Below are 16,875 nucleotides of genomic sequence, written 5' to 3'. Positions count from 1 at the left end.
GTGGTGGTCAGTGCCCGCGTGAGACCTGCCGCGGCAGGGCGAACACGAGCGCGAAGGCCACCACGGCGAGGGCGGCGCTGACCGCCATCGCGAGCGACGCGGCGTGCGTGAAGACCTCCGCCACGACGTCGGGCGTGGGCGCCCCGGCGGGGAACGTCAGGGCGCCGAAGAGCACGGAGCCGACGACGGCGATGCCGGCCGCGGACCCGACGCGCTGCGCGGTGCCGACCACGCCGGAGGCGGCCCCTGCGCTCGACGGCTCCACCGTGGCGACGATGAACTGCGCGTTCGGCGCGATGAACATGCCGGACCCGAGGCCCGCCACCAGCAGCGGGGGCAGCAGCATCCAGTGGTTGAGGTCGGTGGCCGGCACCGTGGCCAGCAGGATCCACAGGGCGACGAGGCCGACGGCGACCATCGCGGTCCCCGCGACGAGCACCGTGCGCCCGAGGCGGGCGGCCAGCCGGTCGCTCTGCGACGCCCCGATGATCGAGCCGATCGCGAACGGGATCGAGACGAGGCCCGACTCCAGCGCGGTGTGCCCCAGGCCGGCCTGCCAGAGGATCGAGATGGTGAAGAAGATGCTGGTGAAGGCCGCGAAGTAGACCAGCGCGAGGATGACGCCGCCCGTGAAGTGGCCGTGCGCGAACAGCTTCGGCGGGACCAGGGGGGTGCGGCCGCCCCGGTCCACGGCGACCTCCCACGCGCCGAACGCCGCGAGGAGCAGGACGCCGCCGACCAGGCTCACCCAGGTCCAGACCGGCCAGCCCGCGTCCTGGCCCTGGATGAGCGGCACGAGGATCGCGACCAGCGACCCGGCGAGCAGCACGAGGCCGACCCCGTCGACGCCCCGGGCCTCCCCGCCCGCCACGATGCGCGGCAGCAGGGCGAGCGCGGCCACGACGGCGATCACGCCGAACGGGAGGTTGACGAAGAAGATGGAGCGCCAGCCGTCGCCGGTGCCGAACCACTCGATGAGGAGCCCGCCGACGATCGGGCCGAGCGCGGTGGAGAAGCCGATGGTGGCGCCCATGACGGCGAACGCCCGGCCGCGCAGGGGGCCGGGGAACATGAGCTGGATCAGCGCGGTGACGGCGGGGAAGAAGATGCCGCCGAACAGGCCCTGCACGACGCGGGCCACGACCAGCGACGTCGGGCCGTCGGCGAGCCCGCACCACAGGCTGGCCAGCGTGAAGCCGGCGAGGCCCACGACGAACACCCACGTGTGGCCGAACCGGTCGCCGACGCGGCCGGCGGGGATGAGGGCGAGGCCGAAGGCCAGGGCGTAGCCCGAGATGATCCACGACAGGGTGGCCTCGGAGGCGTCGAGGCTGGTGCGGATCGTGGGCAGGGCGACGTTGACGATGGTGGTGTCGAGCAGGGCCATCGCGACGCCGAGCAGGATCACCGCCAGGGAGACCCAGGTGCGGCGGTCGACGGTCGGTGCGGCGGCCCGCGCGGGCGGGGTGGTGTCGGTCATGAGGGGTCCTTCGGGGAGCGCTCGTCGGCGATGATCTCGGGGACGGACGCCAGGAGGCGCTCGTGGAACGTGATCTCGGCCCGGAGCCGGTCGGTGGTGTGGGAGACGGACAGGCGCTCGGCGACCGTGAGGTAGCGGTCGATCTGCGCCCGGTGCTGGTCGTGGTGGTCGAGGGCGTCCCGCAGGGCGGCGAGGCGCGCGGCCACGACGTCGGGGAGGTCGTCCAGGGTGTCGGGCTGGGGGCGGGCGACGGCCAGGTCGACGGGGTCGGGGCGCAGCCCGACCTCGTTCAGGGTGGCGGCGTGCAGCCGGGACAGTGCGGCACGGCCCGCGGCCGTGATGCCGAGCACGCGGCGCTCGGGGTAGTTGCCCTCGCGCTCCGTGCGGACCGCCTCGATGAGGCCGTCCGCCTCGAGACGCTTGAGCGCCCCGTAGAGGGAGCCGACGGTGATGTCGGTCCACTGGTCGACGTGCTCCTCGTCGGCGAGCGCCCGCATCTGGTGGCCGTGCATCGCGCCGCGGCGCGCCAGGGAGTCGAGGACGAAGAGACGGATCGTGGACACCCGACTACTCTCGCACGAGTAGTGGGGTGCTCACCAGCGCCGTGACAGATGTCATGGCCACGTCGTGACAGGCGACCCTGCAGGTCAGAGCGTCCCGCGGCGAGGATCGAGACATGACCTCGACGACCCGCCCCGTCCCCGCGCTGAGCCTGCGCGGGCTGCGCAAGGAGTTCCCGTCGTCCGCCGGCCCGGTCCGCGCGGTCGACGGCATCGACCTGGAGATCGCCCCCGGCGAGGTGGTGGCCTTCCTCGGCCCCAACGGCGCCGGCAAGACCAGCACCATCGACATGGTGCTCGGCCTGAGCGCCCCCAGCTCCGGCACCGTGCAGGTGTTCGGCGCCGACCCGGCCGCCGCGATCGCCGCCGGCCGTGTGGCCGCCGTCATGCAGACCGGAGGCCTGCTGCGCGACATCACCGTGGGGGAGACGGTCGCCCTCACCGCAGCGCTGTTCGGCCAGACCGGCTCGCCGGTGCCGTACCTGGAGCGCGCCGGCATCGCCGACCTCGCCGACCGCATGGTGGGCAAGTGCTCCGGCGGCCAGCAGCAGCGCCTCCGCTTCGCGATGGCGCTGGTCAGCGAGCCCGACCTGCTCCTCCTGGACGAGCCCACCACCGGCATGGACGTGGAGGGCCGCCGGGAGTTCTGGTCGGCCATCCGTGCCGACGCCGCCGCCGGCCGCACCGTCGTGTTCGCCACCCACTACCTGGAGGAGGCCGACACGTACGCCGACCGCGTGGTGCTGGTCAGCCAGGGCCGGGTCGTCGCCGACGGGTCCACCGCCGAGGTCAAGAGCCTCGCGTCCGGCCGCACCGTGAGCGCGCGGATCGACGACGACGGCGACCGCGCCGCCGTCGCCGCGCGGCTGCGGGAGATGCCCGCCGTGGACGCCATCGACCACCGCGGCGCACGGCTCGTCGTGCGCACGCCCGACTCCGACGTCGTCGCCCGGTTCCTGCTCACCCAGACCGCGGCGCGCGACCTCGAGGTCGCCTCCGAGAACCTCGAGGACGCGTTCGTCGCCCTCACCGCCACCGCAGCACCCAGCACGGACGGAGCCACCCGATGAGCGCCACGACCTCGACCGCCGGCACGACGCCGGCCCTCGCCGGCACCCCCGCCGCGCGGCCGCGCATCCGCACCACGACCGCGGTGCGCACCTACCTCGCCGTCGAGCTGCGCCGCGCGCTGCGCAACCGGCGCAACCTCGTCTTCTCCGTCGTGATGCCGCCCGTCTTCTTCCTCATCTTCGGGCTGCAGGGCGACTACCAGGACCAGAGCGCCGGGAACGGCAACGTCACCGCCTGGATCGCCGTCTCGATGGCGCTGTACGGGGCGATGGTCACCGCCACCGGCGGCGGCGCGAGCGTCTCCGTCGAGCGCGCCCAGGGCTGGACCCGGCAGCTGCGCCTGACGCCGCTGCGGCCCGCGGTCTACGTGGCGGTCAAGCTCGCCGCCGCGATGGCCCTCGGGGCCGGGTCCGTCCTCATCACCCTCGTGGTGGCCGGGGTCGCCGGGGCGCAGATGCCCGTGGGCGCCTGGGTCCTGTGCGCCCTGCTCGCCTGGGTGGGCTCGCTCGTCTTCGCGGCGTTCGGCCTGTTCATGGGCTACCTGCTGCCGGCGGAGAACGTCATGCAGATCCTCGGCCCGGTACTCGCGCTCCTGTCCTTCGGCGGCGGCCTGTTCGTGCCGCTGGGCGACGGCTGGTGGGCGGACGTCGCCCGGTTCTTCCCGACGTACGGCCTCGCCGAGCTGGTGCACGCCCCGCTCGGCGGCGACCTGGGCGTCGCCGCCGTCCTCAACGTCGTGGCCTGGGCCGCCATCTTCTTCGTCGGCGCCGCCTGGCGGTTCCGCAAGGACACGGCGCGGGTGTGAGCACCGGCTCCGGCGCCCGCGTGCGCGGCCGTGGCACGGTGGGGGACGTGACCTCGACGTCCCCCGCCGCGCCGTCCGCCGAGCCCGCGGGCGGCCTGGCGTCCGACCCCGTCGGCCCCGTGGCCCCGGGCGCGCCGCCCTGGGCACGGCGGCGCATCGGGCTGCTCGTCTCGGTCGTCTGGGTCGTCTTCCTCGCGGAACCGCTCACGGCGTCGCTCGACGCCGAGAACCTCGCGCTGCGGGTCGTCGGCGTCCTCGGCGTGCTCGGTGTGGCCGGGATCTTCGCCGGGACCGTGCTCACCCTGCAGCGCCGCGGCCGGGTGCCGCGCCGTGCCGCCACCGTGCTGATCGTGGTCCAGATCGCCTGCGTCGCGCTGTCGTGCCTCGCCGCGCACGAGCACGGCCTGGTGGGCCTCGTCTTCGTGTGCGTCACGGCGATCTACTCCCTCGGAGGCCGTCCGGCCCTGTGGATCGTCGCGGCGAGCATCGTCGTCATGCTCGTCCTGCCTCGCGTGCTGCCCGGCTGGGCGCCCGAGGACGGCAACGCGCTCGCCGTCGTCCTGGCCAGCGCCGCCGTCTACGGGTTCACGCAGGTCATCGACCGCAACCGGCGGCTGATCGCCGCGCAGCAGGAGCTCGCCGACCTCGCCGTCGCCCGCGAGCGCGAGCGCATCGCCCGCGACATGCACGACGTGCTCGGCCACTCGCTCACCGTCATCTCCGTCAAGGCCGAGCTGGCGGCCAAGCTCCTCGCCGCGGCCGGCACCGCGCCCGTCGGCGCGGCCTCCTCTCCGACGGCGCGGGCCGCCGCCGAGGTCGCGGACATCCAGGACCTCGCCCGCGGGGCGCTCGCCGACGTGCGCGGCACCGTCGCCGGCGCCCGGCGCGTCACCCTCGCCGGCGAGCTCGCCGCCGCCCGCACGGCCCTCGACGCCGCGGGGGTCGCCGCCGAGCTCCCCGGCACCGTCGACGCCGTCCCCGCCGAGCGGCGCGAGCTCTTCGCCTGGGTGCTGCGCGAGGGCACCACCAACGTGCTGCGGCACTCGGGCGCGACCCGCGTCGTCGTGACCCTCACCGCCGGCACGCTCGCCGTCGAGGACGACGGCCGCGGCGTGCCCGCGGCCCGGGAGGAGGGCGGCGGGCACGGGCTCGCCGGCCTCGCCGCGCGCGCCGGGCAGGCCGGCGCCGTGCTGGAGACGGGCCCCAGCCCGCTCGGCGGCTTCCGTCTCGCCGTGACCGCGCGCGACGACGTCGCGCCCGCGGGTGCCAGGATCGACCCGTGATCCGACTGCTCCTCGCCGACGACCAGGCCCTCGTGCGCGGCGCGCTCGCCGCCCTCCTCGACCTCGAGCCCGACCTCGAGGTGGTCGCGCAGGTGGGCCGCGGCGACGAGGTGCTCGACGCGGCCCGCGAGCACGCCGCCGACGTCGCCCTCCTCGACGTCGAGATGCCCGGGCTGGACGGCATCGCGGCGGCCGCGGCGCTGCGCCGCGAGCTGCCGTCCTGCCGGGCGCTGGTCGTGACGACCTTCGGGCGCCCGGGCTACCTGCGCCGCGCCCTGGACGCCGGCGCGAGCGGGTTCGTCGTCAAGGACACCCCCGCCGAGCAGCTCGCCGACGCGGTGCGGCGCGTGCACGCCGGGCTGCGCGCCGTCGACCCGGAGCTCGCCGTGGCGTCGCTGGCCGTGGGCGCGAGCCCGCTCACCGAGCGCGAACGGCACGTGCTGGCGCTCGCCGCCGACGGGGGCACCGTCGCGCAGGTGGCCGCGGACGCCTTCCTGTCCGAGGGCACGGTGCGCAACTACCTCTCCGCGGCGATCGGCAAGACCGGCGCCCGCACGCGGGCCGAGGCCGTGCGCATCGCCCAGGACAACGGCTGGCTGTAGGCCTCCGGCCCGCGGTCCGTCAGGGCACCGGGCGCCGTCGCGCGACAGATCACGTCCGGGGAGGTCAGGGCGGCCGGCGGGGTTTGCGACAATGGGGAGGTGACCTCCACCCTCGATCCCGTCAGCACGCCGGCGCCCGGACCCGGCGTCCCCGCCGACGCCGCGCGCGTCCTGCCGCCGCTGCAGATCGGGCCGATCACCGTGGACACCCCGGTGGTGCTGGCCCCGATGGCCGGCGTCACCAACCGCGCCTTCCGCACCCTGTGCCGCGAGGCGGGTGCGTCGCAGGGCTTCGACCCCGGGCTGTACGTCGCGGAGATGGTGACCAGCCGCGCCCTCGTGGAGCGGAACGTCGAGTCGCTGCGCATCGTCACGTTCGGCGAGGAGGAGACCCCGCGCTCGGCGCAGGTCTACGGCGTGGACCCGGCCACCGTCGGGGCCGCGGTGAAGATCATCGCGTCCGAGGACCGCGCCGACCACGTCGACCTCAACTTCGGCTGCCCGGTGCCCAAGGTGACGCGCAAGGGCGGTGGCTCCGCCCTGCCGTGGAAGCGGCAGCTGTTCACCGACATCGTGCGGGCCGCGGTCCGCGCCGCCGAGCCGTACGGCGTGCCCGTCACCGTGAAGATGCGCAAGGGCATCGACGACGATCACCTCACCTACCTCGAGGCCGGCCGCATCGCGGAGTCGTTGGGCGTGGCGGCCGTCGCCCTGCACGCCCGCACGGCGGCGGAGTACTACTCCGGGCAGGCCGACTGGACCGCGATCGCGCGGCTCAAGGAGGCCGTCCGCACCGTCCCGGTGCTCGGCAACGGCGACATCTGGTCGGCCGAGGACGCGCTGCGCATGGTGCGCGAGACCGGCGCCGACGGCGTCGTCGTCGGGCGCGGCTGCCAGGGCCGGCCGTGGCTGTTCGCGGACCTCGCGGCCGCGTTCCACGGCGTCACCACGCGCGTGCGCCCCGGCCTGCGCGAGGTGGCCGACGCGATCTACCGCCACGGCGAGCTGATGATCGAGTACTTCGACGGCGACGAGGGCAAGGGCATGCGCGACCTGCGCAAGCACATGGCCTGGTACCTCAAGGGCTACGCCGTCGGCGGCGACGCCCGCCACGAGCTCGCCATGGTCTCCACGACGGCCGAGCTGCGCGAGCGCCTCGACGCCCTCGACCTCGACCTGCCCTACCCGGGCGAGGGCGCGGAGGGACCGCGCGGCCGCGCCGGCTCCCCGAAGCAGCCGCACCTGCCGTACGGCTGGTTGGACTCGCGCGACCTCGACGCGGAGTTCGAGGCCAAGCTGCGCGAGGCCGAGCTGAGCGTCAGCGGCGGCTGACCCGCCGCGACACGGAGGGGCCCCCTCGCCGGCTCGGCGAGGGGGCCCCTCCGTCTCGCGGGTCCCGGTCCGCTCGCGGTCAGGCGCGCAGCCAGACCGTGGTGTCGGCGGGGACGCGCGTCTGCGGGTCGGCGGAGCGGTCGGTGACGACCGGGCCGGACGCGAGCAGCACCCGGGCGCCGCGGGGCAGCAGCACCGGCTCGGTGCCCAGGTTCGCCACCACGACGACGTCCTGGTTGCGCAGCGCGATGACGTCCGCGGACGTCTCCCAGCCCGCGAGCCAGGCGAGCCCGCCGAGGCCGAGGCCCTCGGCCTTCCGCAGCGCGAGCGCGGCACGGTAGGTCTCGAAGGTCGAGTCCTCGACGCCGTACTGGACGTCCGCGGCGTAGCGCGCGAACGACGCGGGCTGCGGCAGCCACGGGTCGCCGGCGGGGCCGAAGCCGAAGCCGGGGGCGTCGGCGGACCAGGGCAGGGGCACGCGGCAGCCGTCGCGGCCGGCCTCGGTGCCGCCGGTGCGGAAGAACGCCGGGTCCTGGCGCACCTCGGCGGGCAGCGCGGTGTGCTCCGGCAGCCCGAGCTCCTCGCCCTGGTACAGGTACGCGGAGCCGGGCAGGCCGAGCATGAGCAGGCTGGCGGCGCGGGCGCGGCGCAGGCCGAGCGCCTCGTCGGGCTGCGGGTCGGTGGCGAAGACGCCGTTGACCTTCTTCGACGGGTCGGCCGAGCCGAGCCGCGAGGGGTGCCGCACGACGTCGTGGTTGGACAGCACCCAGGTGGTGGGCGCGCCGACCTCGTCGTTCGCCTGGTACGACGCCGCGATGACGGTGCGCAGGGCGGCGGCGTCCCAGCCGGTGGTGAGGAACGAGAAGTTGAACGCCTGGTGCATCTCGTCCGGGCGCACGTAGCGGGCGAGACGGCTCAGCGGCTCCACCCACGCCTCGGCGACGAGGCAGCGGTCGCCGTCGTACTCGGCGAGCACGCGGTGCCAGGCGCGGTAGACGTCGTGCACGCCGTCCTGGTCGAACATGGGGCCGTGGTTGCCGGCGCCGGTGGAGCCGTCCTCGGGCGCGCCGGGCTCGACGGCGGTGTCGTCGGCGGAGCCGGCCACCATCTCGGCGTGGCCGTGCCAGTCGGGCAGGCCGTCGGCCTTGATGAGGCCGTGCGCCACGTCGACGCGGAAGCCGTCGACGCCGCGGTCGAGCCAGAAGCGCAGCACGTCCTCGAACTCGGTGCGCACCTCGGGCCGCTGCCAGTCGAGGTCGGGCTGCGTGGAGTCGAACAGGTGCAGGTACCACTGCGGGCCCAGCGGGCCGTCGTCCTCGCGCGGGGCGAGGCGCGTCCAGGCGGGACCGCCGAAGATCGACTGCCAGTTGTTCGGCGCCTCGGCGCCCTCGGGGCCGCGGCCGTCGCGGAAGAGGTACCGGGCGCGCTCGGGGGAGCCGGGCGCGGCGGCGAGCGCGGCCTGGAACCAGGCGTGCTGGTCGGAGGTGTGGTTGGGCACCAGGTCGACGACCACGCGGATGCCGCGGGCGTGGGCGCCGGCGAGCAGGTCGTCGAAGTCGGCGAGCGTGCCGAACAGGGGGTCGACGTCGCGGTAGTCGGCGACGTCGTAGCCCGCGTCGTTCTGCGGCGACCGGTAGAAGGGCGACAGCCAGACGGCGTCGACGCCGAGGGTCTCGAGGTGGTCGAGGCGCGCCGTGACGCCGGGGATGTCGCCGATCCCGTCGCCGTCGCCGTCCGCGAACGAGCGCGGGTAGACCTGGTAGATCACGGCGTCGCGCCACCACTGCCGGGCGGTGTCGCTCCCGGCGTGCACGACGACGCCGGTGCGCAGCAGGTCGTCGGCGGTGCCCGCCGCGGTCGCGGCGGGGGTGGTCTGGGTGGAGGTCATCGCTGGCTTCCTCACCTGGTCGAGGGGCCGTGCACAGCGGACGAGGCACGGGCGGGCACGGTCGGGGCACGGCGGGACCGTGCACGACCGTCGAGTGTAAGCGTTGCAGCAAGGTTTGCAGCAACTGCCCGCCCCGAGGGGGTCGGTCAGGCGCGCGGAGCCGCCCCGGTGGAGCCGCGGACGACCAGCTCGGGCGCGAAGAGGAGCTCCGTGCGCGGCGCCCGCTCGCCCTGGATCTCGGTGAGCAGCGCGCTCACGGTGGCCCGCGCCATGGCCTCGACCGGCTGGCGCACGGTGGTCAGGGGCGGCTCGGTGAACGCGATGAGGGGCGCGTCGTCGTACCCGACGACCGACACGTCGTCGGGCACGGACAACCCGCGCGACCGCGCGGCGCGCACGGCGCCCAGGGCCATGAGGTCGGACGCGCAGACGATAGCGGTGTGGCCGGCGTCGAGGAGCTCGGCGGCCGCGGCCTGCCCGCCCTCGAGCGTGTACAGGCTGGAGCGCACGTGGTCGCGGGCGGCGGCCTCGTCGGCCGCGAGGCCGTGCCGCACGAGGGCGGCGAGGAATGCCGCGAGCTTGCGGCGCGACGGCACGTACCGCTCGGGGCCGATCGCGAGGCCCACGCTGCGGTGGCCGAGCGTCACCAGGTGCTGCACGGCGACGTCCACGCTGGCGGCGTCGTCGGGGGAGACGAAGGGGGCGTCGACGCCCGGCGCGTAGCCGTTGACCAGCACGATCGGCACGCCCTGGCTGCGCAGCATCGAGTACCGGGTGTGGTCGGCGCGGGTGTCGGCGTGCAGCCCGGAGACGAAGACGATGCCGTCGACGGAGTGGTCCACGAGGGTGCTGACGTACTCGTCCTCGGTGGTGCCGCCGGGTGCCTGGGTGCACAGCAGCGGGGTGTACCCGCGCTGCGCCAGGATCGACTCGATGGCCTGGGCGAAGGCGGGGAACACGGGGTTCGTGAGCTCGGGGACGATGAGGCCCACGAGGCCGGCGGAGCGACCCCGCAGCGCGGAGGGTCGTTCGTAGCCGAGGACGTCCAGGGCGGCGAGGACGGCCTGACGGGTGGAGCTGGCCACACCCGGCTTGCCGTTCAGCACGCGCGAGACGGTGGCCGTCGACACTCCTGCCTGCTCCGCCAGGTCGCTCAATCGGGTGCGCACCCGAGGAATCGTAGGGGACACGGGACCTCCTCGTCCTGGGGTGGGATACCGGCGGTCCGATCGCCGGGTGGTGGGGACGCTGCGACGTCGTTGCCACGCGTTGCTGAAAAGTTATCGCAAGATCTTGCATCGCGCTGCAACGGTCCGTACGTTGTGGGCATTCAGGGTCCGGCGGCGAGGCTGCGCGGACCGTCCACCGAAGACAGCTGGGAGTAACCACGATGCGAAGGAGCATCCTTCTCGCCTCGGCCCTGGCCACCACGCTGGCCCTCGCGGCCTGTGGCAGCGGCGAGCCGGCCGCGGAGTCCTCCGCCGACGCCGACGCGAGCGCCAAGCCGTCCGCCTCGGGCACCCTCACCGTGTGGGTCGACGAGACCCGCGAGGCCGCCGTCAAGGCCTCCGCCGAGGCGTACGAAGAGGAGTCCGGCGTCGACGTCGAGATCGTCCAGAAGAACTTCGAGGACATCCGGGCGGACTTCCTCGCCCAGGTCCCGACGGGCGAGGGCCCCGACATCACCGTCGGCGCGCACGACTGGCTGGGCGAGTTCACCGCGAACGGCGTGGTCCAGCCCATCGAGCTCGGCGACAAGGCCGACGACTTCATCCCGGTGTCGGTGCAGGCGTTCACGCAGGACGGCCAGGTCTACGGCCTCCCGTACGCCATCGAGAACATCGCGCTCATCCGCAACACGGAGCTCGCCCCCGAGGCCCCGAAGTCCTACGACGACATGATCGCCGCGGGGAAGAAGGCCGGCACCAAGTTCCCGTTCCTCATCCAGTCGGACGGCGACAAGGGCGACCCGTACACGTACTACCCGTTCCAGACGTCGTTCGGCGCCCCCGTCTTCGAGCAGAACGACGACGGCTCGTACCGCCCCGAGCTCGCGCTCGGCGGCAAGAACGGCGAGGCGTTCGCCACCTGGCTCTCGGAGCAGGGCAAGGCGGGCAACCTCAGCACGGACATCTCGTACGACATCGCCGTCGAGGCGTTCGCCAAGGGCAAGTCGCCGTTCATCGTCGGCGGCCCGTGGATGCTCGACCAGTTCAAGGACCTGAAGCTCTCGGTCGACCCGATCCCGGCCCCCGGCGACCAGGCGGCGCAGCCGTTCGTGGGCGTGCAGGGCTTCTACGTCAGCGCGCAGAGCAAGAACGCGCTCGTCGCCAACGACTTCCTCGTCAACTACATGTCGACCCCGGAGGCGCAGACCGCGCTGTTCGAGGCCGGCGGCCGCCCGCCGGCTCTCGTCGAGGCCGCGGACGCCGCGTCCTCCGACCCGCTGGTCGCGGGCTTCCGCGAGGTCGGCGCCACCGCCGTGCCGATGCCCTCCATCCCCGAGATGGGCTCGGTCTGGTCCTTCTGGGGCGTCACCGAGGCGAGCATCATCTCGGGCAAGGCCTCCGACCCGGTGAAGGCCTGGAACAAGATGGTCTCCGACATCCAGGGCGCGCTCGACTGATGTCGCGTTCCCGCTACAGGGGCGCCGAGGCCGGCTCCGGGAGCTTCTCCGGAGCCGGCTTCGCCGTCAAGATCGTGCTCATCGCCCTCGTGGACGCCCTCGGCGTCCTCGCCGTGCTGGCCGCGTGGCGCGCCGGGTCGTGGGGGATCCTCGCCGCGATGGTGGCGCTGCTCGTCGCGGCCAACTGGGTGTACTTCACGAAGCGTGCGCTGCCGCTGAAGTACATCCTGCCCGGGCTCGCGTTCCTGCTCGTCTACCAGGTGTACGTCGTGGGGTACACGGGGTACGTCGCCTTCACGAACTACGGCGACGGCCACAACTCCACCAAGGAGCAGGCGGTCGACGCCCTCCTGGTGCAGAACGAGCGCCGCGTCGAGGGCTCGCCGGCGCTGCCGCTGACGGTGGTGGAGTCGGGCGACGGCGACCTCGGGTTCGCCGTGCTCTCCGACGGCGCGGTGGAGGTCGGCACGGCCGAGGAGCCGCTGACCGACGCGCCCGACGCGACCGTCGACGGCACCACGGTCACGCAGGTGCCCGGCTGGACGGTGCTCGACCGCGCGACGGTGCTGCAGCGCCAGCAGGAGGTCACGACGCTGCGGGTGCCCGTCTCGGACGACCCGGCCGACGGCTCGATACGCACCCAGGACGCCCGCACGGGCTACGTCTTCCAGTCGGTGCTCGAGTACGACGAGGCCGCCGACACGATGACGGACACGTCGACCGGCGTGGTGTACACGCCGAACGACGAGGGCCAGTTCGAGGCGGCGGACGGCACCACCCTCCCGGTGGGCTGGCGCGTCACGGTGGGCTTCGAGAACTTCGCGACGGCGTTCGGCGACTCCCGGTACGCGGGACCGTTCGTCAAGATCCTCGCGTGGACGTTCGCGTTCGCGCTGCTGTCGGTCGTGACGACCTTCGCGCTGGGCATGTTCCTCGCGATGGTGTTCAACGACCCCCGCCTGCGGGGCCGCAAGGTCTACCGCACGCTGATGATCCTCCCGTACGCGATGCCGGGGTTCCTCGCGGCCCTGCTGTGGTCCGGCATGCTCAACAAGAGCTTCGGCGTGATCAACCAGGTGCTGCTGGGCGGCGCGGCGATCCCGTGGCTGACCGATCCCTGGCTCGCCAAGCTGTCCGTGCTGGGCGTCAACCTCTGGCTCGGCTTCCCCTACATGTTCCTCATCTGCACGGGTGCGCTGCAGTCGCTGCCGGGCGACGTGTACGAGGCGGCCCGCATCGACGGGGCCGGCCGCTGGCGCATGTGGCGCTCCATCACGATGCCGCTGCTGCTGGTGGCCACGGCGCCGCTGCTCATCTCGAGCTTCGCCTTCAACTTCAACAACTTCACGCTGATCAAGATGCTGACGGGCGGCGGGCCACGGTTCGACGACGCGTCGGTGCCGCTGGGGCACACGGACATCCTCATCTCGATGGTCTACAACGTGTCCGGGCTGGACGGCTCCGCGCCGCGCGACTACGGCCTGGCGAGCGCGCTGTCCATCGTGATCTTCGTGGTGGTGGGCGTGATCTCCGCGATCGCCTTCCGGCAGACCCGCAAGCTCGAGGAGCTGAGCTCATGACGGAGCAGACCGCGCACGCCGCGCAGACCGCGCCGCGGGCCCCGCAGGAGCTGCGGCACCGCATGTCGCCGGGCCGCTGGGCCCGGGAGCTGGGATGGCGGCACGTCGTCGGGGTCGTGGCGGTGCTCTACGCCGTCTTCCCGATCGTGTACGTCGTCTCGGCGTCGCTGTCGCCGAACGGCACCCTCACCGGTTCGAACGAGCTGTTCGCCCAGGTGAGCGGCGTGAACTACGCCGCCCTGGGGAGCACGAAGTTCTGGACGTGGATGGGCAACACGCTCGTCATCGGCGTCGCGACGTCGGTGGGGACCGTGCTCATGGGCGCGGCGGCCGCGTACGCGTTCTCGCGCTTCCGGTTCGCCGGGCGGCGCGTGGGGCTCACGTCGCTGCTGATCATCCAGATGTTCCCGCAGATGCTGGCGTTCGTCGCGATCTTCCTGCTGCTCATCTCGCTGGGGCAGGTCGTGCCGGTGCTGGGCCTCAACTCGAAGCTCGCGCTGATCTGCGTGTACCTGGGCGGGGCGCTGGGCGTGAACACGTTCCTCATGTACGGGTTCTTCAACACCGTGCCGCGCGAGCTCGACGAGGCGGCGAAGATCGACGGCGCCACGCACGCCCAGGTGTACTGGACGATCATCCTGCGGCTGGTGACGCCGATCCTCGCCGTCGTGGCGCTGCTGAGCTTCATCAGCACGTTCGGCGAGTTCATCATCGCCCGCGTGGTGCTCCAGTCGGAGTCCAACTGGACGCTGGCGGTGGGTCTGTACGGCTGGGTGTCGTCGCTGCTCGAGGCCAACTGGGGCCTATTCGCCGCGGGCGCCGTGCTGTCGGCGATCCCCGTGCTCGCGCTGTTCCTCTTCCTGCAGAAGTACATCGTGGGCGGCCTCACGGCGGGCTCCGTCAAGGGCTGACCGGCGGCCGCCACGAAGTTCGTCGGGATCCACCCGCGATCCTTGTGGCGGCCGTCACAGCGCGGTCCTAGCCTGGGCGTCATGACCGACGACTCGCGCTCCTACTCCCCGGACCTCGCGCGTCTCACCGACGCCGCCGACGACTCGTTCTCCGTGCGCCGTGCGTACGGCGAGCCCTACGAGCACCAGGGCCAGCTGATCATCCCCGTCGCCAAGGTGTGGGGCGGGATCGGGACCGGCTCGGGGGGCGGTGGCGGCGCCGGGTCCGCGCTCGGCACCGGCACCGGCTCCGGCAACGGGACCGGCAGCGGCTCGGGCCGCGGCACCGGCAAGAGCTCGGGGGAGGGCAGCTCGCCGGGCTGGCGCCGGTCGTTCAGCTTCGGCTCGGGCTCCTCCGACACCGCGGCCGACGCCGGCGAGGCCGAGGTCGCGGACGACGCGGCCGGCGCGCCGGGTGCGCCCGGCGGCCAGGGTGGTTCGGCGCACGGCGACGCGTCCGGCGAGGCGCAGGGCGACGCCCAGGGAGAGCTCAAGGGCGAGGCCCGCGGCGAGGCCCGGGGCGAGGGGCACGGCGAGGGCGGCGGCGGTGGCGGCGGCTACGGGCTGCGTGTCAAGCCGCTGGGCGTCTTCGTGGTCTCGGCCGAGGGCACGCGCTACCAGCCGGTGCTGGACCTCAACAAGGTGATCCTCGGCGGGCAGATCGTCGGGATCGCGATCGCGCTCGCCGCGGGGTGGGCGATCGGGCGCCGCCGCCACTGAGCCGTCCTCGCGTCGGCCGGGCGGCACGCCCGCCGGACCGACGAGAGGACGACATGACCACGCAGGCCTTCACGGGGGTCGCGACGCCGACCCGCACGCTGCTCGACGAGCCGCACCACGACGGGTCGGAGCTCTTCGCGCCCGACGGCACGCCCGCCCTGGGCGACGAGGTCACGGTGCGCGTGCGCGTGCCGAAGGGCGCGGGGGTGCGCGACGTGCGCCTGCGGACGGTGCGCGACGGCGAGCCCCGGCTGCTGCCCGCCCGCCGCGACGGGGGCGACGAGCACGAGGACTGGTACGCGGCCGACCTCGTCGTGCACCACCCGGTGACGTCGTACCGGTTCTTCCTCGACGTGCCCGGCGGCTACCGCTGGCTGGACGGCCGCGGCGTGCACGACCGCGAGGTGCCGGACGCCGCGAGCTTCCGCCTCACCACGCACGCACCCGCGCCGGGCTGGCTGCGCGACGGCCTGGCGTACCAGGTGTTCCCCGACCGGTTCGCCCGCTCGGCGGCCGCGGCCGGTCGTGACGCGCCCGCCTGGGCCGCGCCCGCCGGGTGGGACGACGAGCCCGCCGGTTCCGGCCCGCTCGCCGGGACGCAGCTGTTCGGCGGCGACCTCGACGGCGTGGTCGACCACCTGGACCACCTCGAGGCGCTCGGCGTGCGCACCCTGTACCTCACGCCCGTCTTCCCCGGACGGTCGAACCACCGCTACGACGCGTCGACCTTCGACCACGTCGACCCGCTGCTCGGCGGGGACGCGGCCTACGCGCGCCTCGCCCGTGCCGTGCACGCCCGCGGGATGCGTCTCATGGGCGACGTGACGACCAACCACACGGGCGCCGGCCACGAGTGGTTCCTCGCCGCCCGGGCCGACGCCGCGGCGCCCGAGCGCGACCTGTACCTCTGGGAGGACGGCGGGCCCGACGTCGTGCCCCCCGGCGACGGCCCGGGCGCCGACGGGTACGTGGGCTGGCTGGGGCACGGGTCGCTGCCCAAGCTGGACTGGGCCGCCGAGGAGACGTGGCGCCGGATGGTCACGGGCGAGGACGCCGTGGTGGCCCGCTACCTGCGCGAGCCGTTCGCCCTCGACGGCTGGCGCGTGGACGTCGCGAACATGACCGGCCGCCGGGGGAGCGCGGACCGCGCCCACGCCGTCGCGCGGGCCCTGCGCGCGCGCATCCTGGCCGAGCGGCCCGACGGCGCGCTGGTCGCCGAGCACTTCCACGACGCGTCGGGGGACCTGGCCGGCGACGGCTGGCACGCGAACATGAACTACGCCGGCTTCACGCGGCCCGCGTGGTCGTGGCTGGTGCCGGACGGCTCGGACGTCCCGTTCCTCGACCTGCCCGTCCCGGTGCCGCGCCGCCCGGCCGCGTCGATGGTCGAGACGATGCGCGAGGTCGCGGCCCTGGTGCCGTGGCGGGTGACGGCCACGCAGTGGAACATGCTCGGCTCGCACGACACGCCGCGGCTGCGCTCGATCGTCGGGTCGCCGGACCTGGTGGAGGTCGCCGCGACCCTGCTGTTCACCTACCCCGGCGCACCCGTCGTGTTCGCGGGCGACGAGGTGGGCGCCACGGGCACCAACGGCGAGCACGCCCGCACCACGATGGCGTGGGACCAGTCCGCCGGCGGGGGCCCGCGCTGGGACCCGGCGACCCTGGAGGTGTACCGGCGGCTGTCGGCGCTGCGCTCGTCGTCGGGCGCCCTGCGCGACGGCGGGCTGCGGTGGGCGGCCGTGCACGACGACGCCGTCGCCTACCTGCGCGAGACGCCGGGCGAGCGGGTGCTCGTCGTGCTGGCGCGCGCGCCGTGGCCGGGCGTGCGGCTCCCGGGGCACCTGCTCGCCGCCGGTGCCGCGCCCGAGGTGCTCTACGGCGGCCTCGGCGTCCGCGCGACCGCCGACGGCCTCGAGGTCGCCGGCGACGGGCCGGGCGTCGCCGTCGTGCGCCTCGCCTGAGAGCCGAGCAGGCG

14 protein-coding genes are annotated in these 16,875 nt (G+C 74.3%); 10 read left to right on the top strand and 4 right to left on the bottom strand.

The window, feature by feature from the left end:
- Positions 1-7: 7 nt before the first annotated feature.
- Together ACFU9A_RS15220 and ACFU9A_RS15215 are read right to left on the bottom strand one after the other, a co-directional pair.
- Complete coding sequence (locus ACFU9A_RS15220) at positions 8-1,480, bottom strand: MFS transporter (protein WP_430576118.1); 1,473 nt, start codon at positions 1,478-1,480, stop codon at positions 8-10.
- Positions 1,477-2,043, bottom strand: coding sequence for a PadR family transcriptional regulator (locus tag ACFU9A_RS15215; RefSeq protein WP_430576117.1), 567 nt, complete (start codon positions 2,041-2,043; stop codon positions 1,477-1,479). Before ACFU9A_RS15215 ends, ACFU9A_RS15220 begins: the two co-directional genes overlap by 4 nt.
- 113 nt (positions 2,044-2,156) lie before the next feature.
- Between ACFU9A_RS15215 and ACFU9A_RS15210 the strand changes: the two genes are divergently transcribed.
- The 5 genes from ACFU9A_RS15210 (at position 2,157) to dusB (ending at position 7,133) form a co-directional block, all read left to right on the top strand.
- Positions 2,157-3,110, top strand: coding sequence for an ABC transporter ATP-binding protein (locus ACFU9A_RS15210; protein ID WP_430576116.1), 954 nt, complete (start codon positions 2,157-2,159; stop codon positions 3,108-3,110).
- The gene (locus ACFU9A_RS15205) at positions 3,107-3,916 is read left to right on the top strand and encodes an ABC transporter permease (RefSeq protein WP_430576115.1); all 810 of its coding nucleotides are present in this window, start codon (positions 3,107-3,109) and stop codon (positions 3,914-3,916) included. The genes ACFU9A_RS15210 and ACFU9A_RS15205 overlap by 4 nt, the downstream gene beginning before the upstream one ends.
- A gap of 47 nt (positions 3,917-3,963) precedes the next feature.
- The gene (locus ACFU9A_RS15200; protein ID WP_430576114.1) at positions 3,964-5,199 is read left to right on the top strand and encodes a sensor histidine kinase; all 1,236 of its coding nucleotides are present in this window, start codon (positions 3,964-3,966) and stop codon (positions 5,197-5,199) included.
- A complete protein-coding gene (locus tag ACFU9A_RS15195) occupies positions 5,196-5,801 on the top strand; it encodes a response regulator (protein ID WP_430576113.1) in 606 nt (201 codons plus the stop codon). Before ACFU9A_RS15200 ends, ACFU9A_RS15195 begins: the two co-directional genes overlap by 4 nt.
- A gap of 99 nt (positions 5,802-5,900) precedes the next feature.
- A complete protein-coding gene (gene dusB, locus ACFU9A_RS15190; RefSeq protein WP_430576112.1) occupies positions 5,901-7,133 on the top strand; it encodes a tRNA dihydrouridine synthase DusB in 1,233 nt (410 codons plus the stop codon).
- A 79-nt stretch (positions 7,134-7,212) separates the two neighbouring features.
- On the opposite strand, the gene ACFU9A_RS15185 is transcribed toward dusB, so the two are convergent.
- Both ACFU9A_RS15185 and ACFU9A_RS15180 read right to left on the bottom strand, forming a co-directional pair.
- Positions 7,213-9,021: a glycoside hydrolase family 13 protein gene (locus ACFU9A_RS15185; RefSeq protein ID WP_430576111.1), complete on the bottom strand. Its 1,809-nt coding sequence runs from the start codon at positions 9,019-9,021 to the stop codon at positions 7,213-7,215.
- 146 nt (positions 9,022-9,167) lie between these two features.
- Entirely contained in the window at positions 9,168-10,190 is a 1,023-nt protein-coding gene (locus ACFU9A_RS15180) for a LacI family DNA-binding transcriptional regulator (RefSeq protein WP_430576110.1), read from the bottom strand.
- Positions 10,191-10,411: 221 nt separating this feature from the next.
- On the opposite strand from ACFU9A_RS15180, the gene ACFU9A_RS15175 reads away from it, so the two are divergent.
- From ACFU9A_RS15175 to ACFU9A_RS15155, 5 genes are all read left to right on the top strand, one after another.
- Complete coding sequence (locus ACFU9A_RS15175; protein ID WP_430576109.1) at positions 10,412-11,647, top strand: extracellular solute-binding protein; 1,236 nt, start codon at positions 10,412-10,414, stop codon at positions 11,645-11,647.
- Positions 11,647-13,227 carry an ABC transporter permease subunit gene (locus ACFU9A_RS15170; protein ID WP_430576108.1) on the top strand — a complete coding sequence of 527 codons (1,581 nt, stop codon included), beginning with the start codon at positions 11,647-11,649 and terminating at the stop codon, positions 13,225-13,227. Before ACFU9A_RS15175 ends, ACFU9A_RS15170 begins: the two co-directional genes overlap by 1 nt.
- Complete coding sequence (locus ACFU9A_RS15165; protein ID WP_430576107.1) at positions 13,224-14,138, top strand: sugar ABC transporter permease; 915 nt, start codon at positions 13,224-13,226, stop codon at positions 14,136-14,138. The genes ACFU9A_RS15170 and ACFU9A_RS15165 overlap by 4 nt, the downstream gene beginning before the upstream one ends.
- An 81-nt stretch (positions 14,139-14,219) precedes the next feature.
- Positions 14,220-14,897, top strand: coding sequence for a hypothetical protein (locus ACFU9A_RS15160; RefSeq protein WP_430576106.1), 678 nt, complete (start codon positions 14,220-14,222; stop codon positions 14,895-14,897).
- Positions 14,898-14,950: 53 nt separating this feature from the next.
- A complete protein-coding gene (locus ACFU9A_RS15155) occupies positions 14,951-16,861 on the top strand; it encodes a glycoside hydrolase family 13 protein (RefSeq protein ID WP_430576105.1) in 1,911 nt (636 codons plus the stop codon).
- Positions 16,862-16,875 lie beyond the last annotated feature (14 nt).

It is taken from the genome of Isoptericola sp. NPDC057653 (genome assembly GCF_042799955.1).
Taxonomy (GTDB): Bacteria; Actinomycetota; Actinomycetes; order Actinomycetales; family Cellulomonadaceae; genus Isoptericola.
Note: the sequence above shows the minus strand (reverse complement) of the source record. Positions and strands in the feature narration are given on the sequence as shown.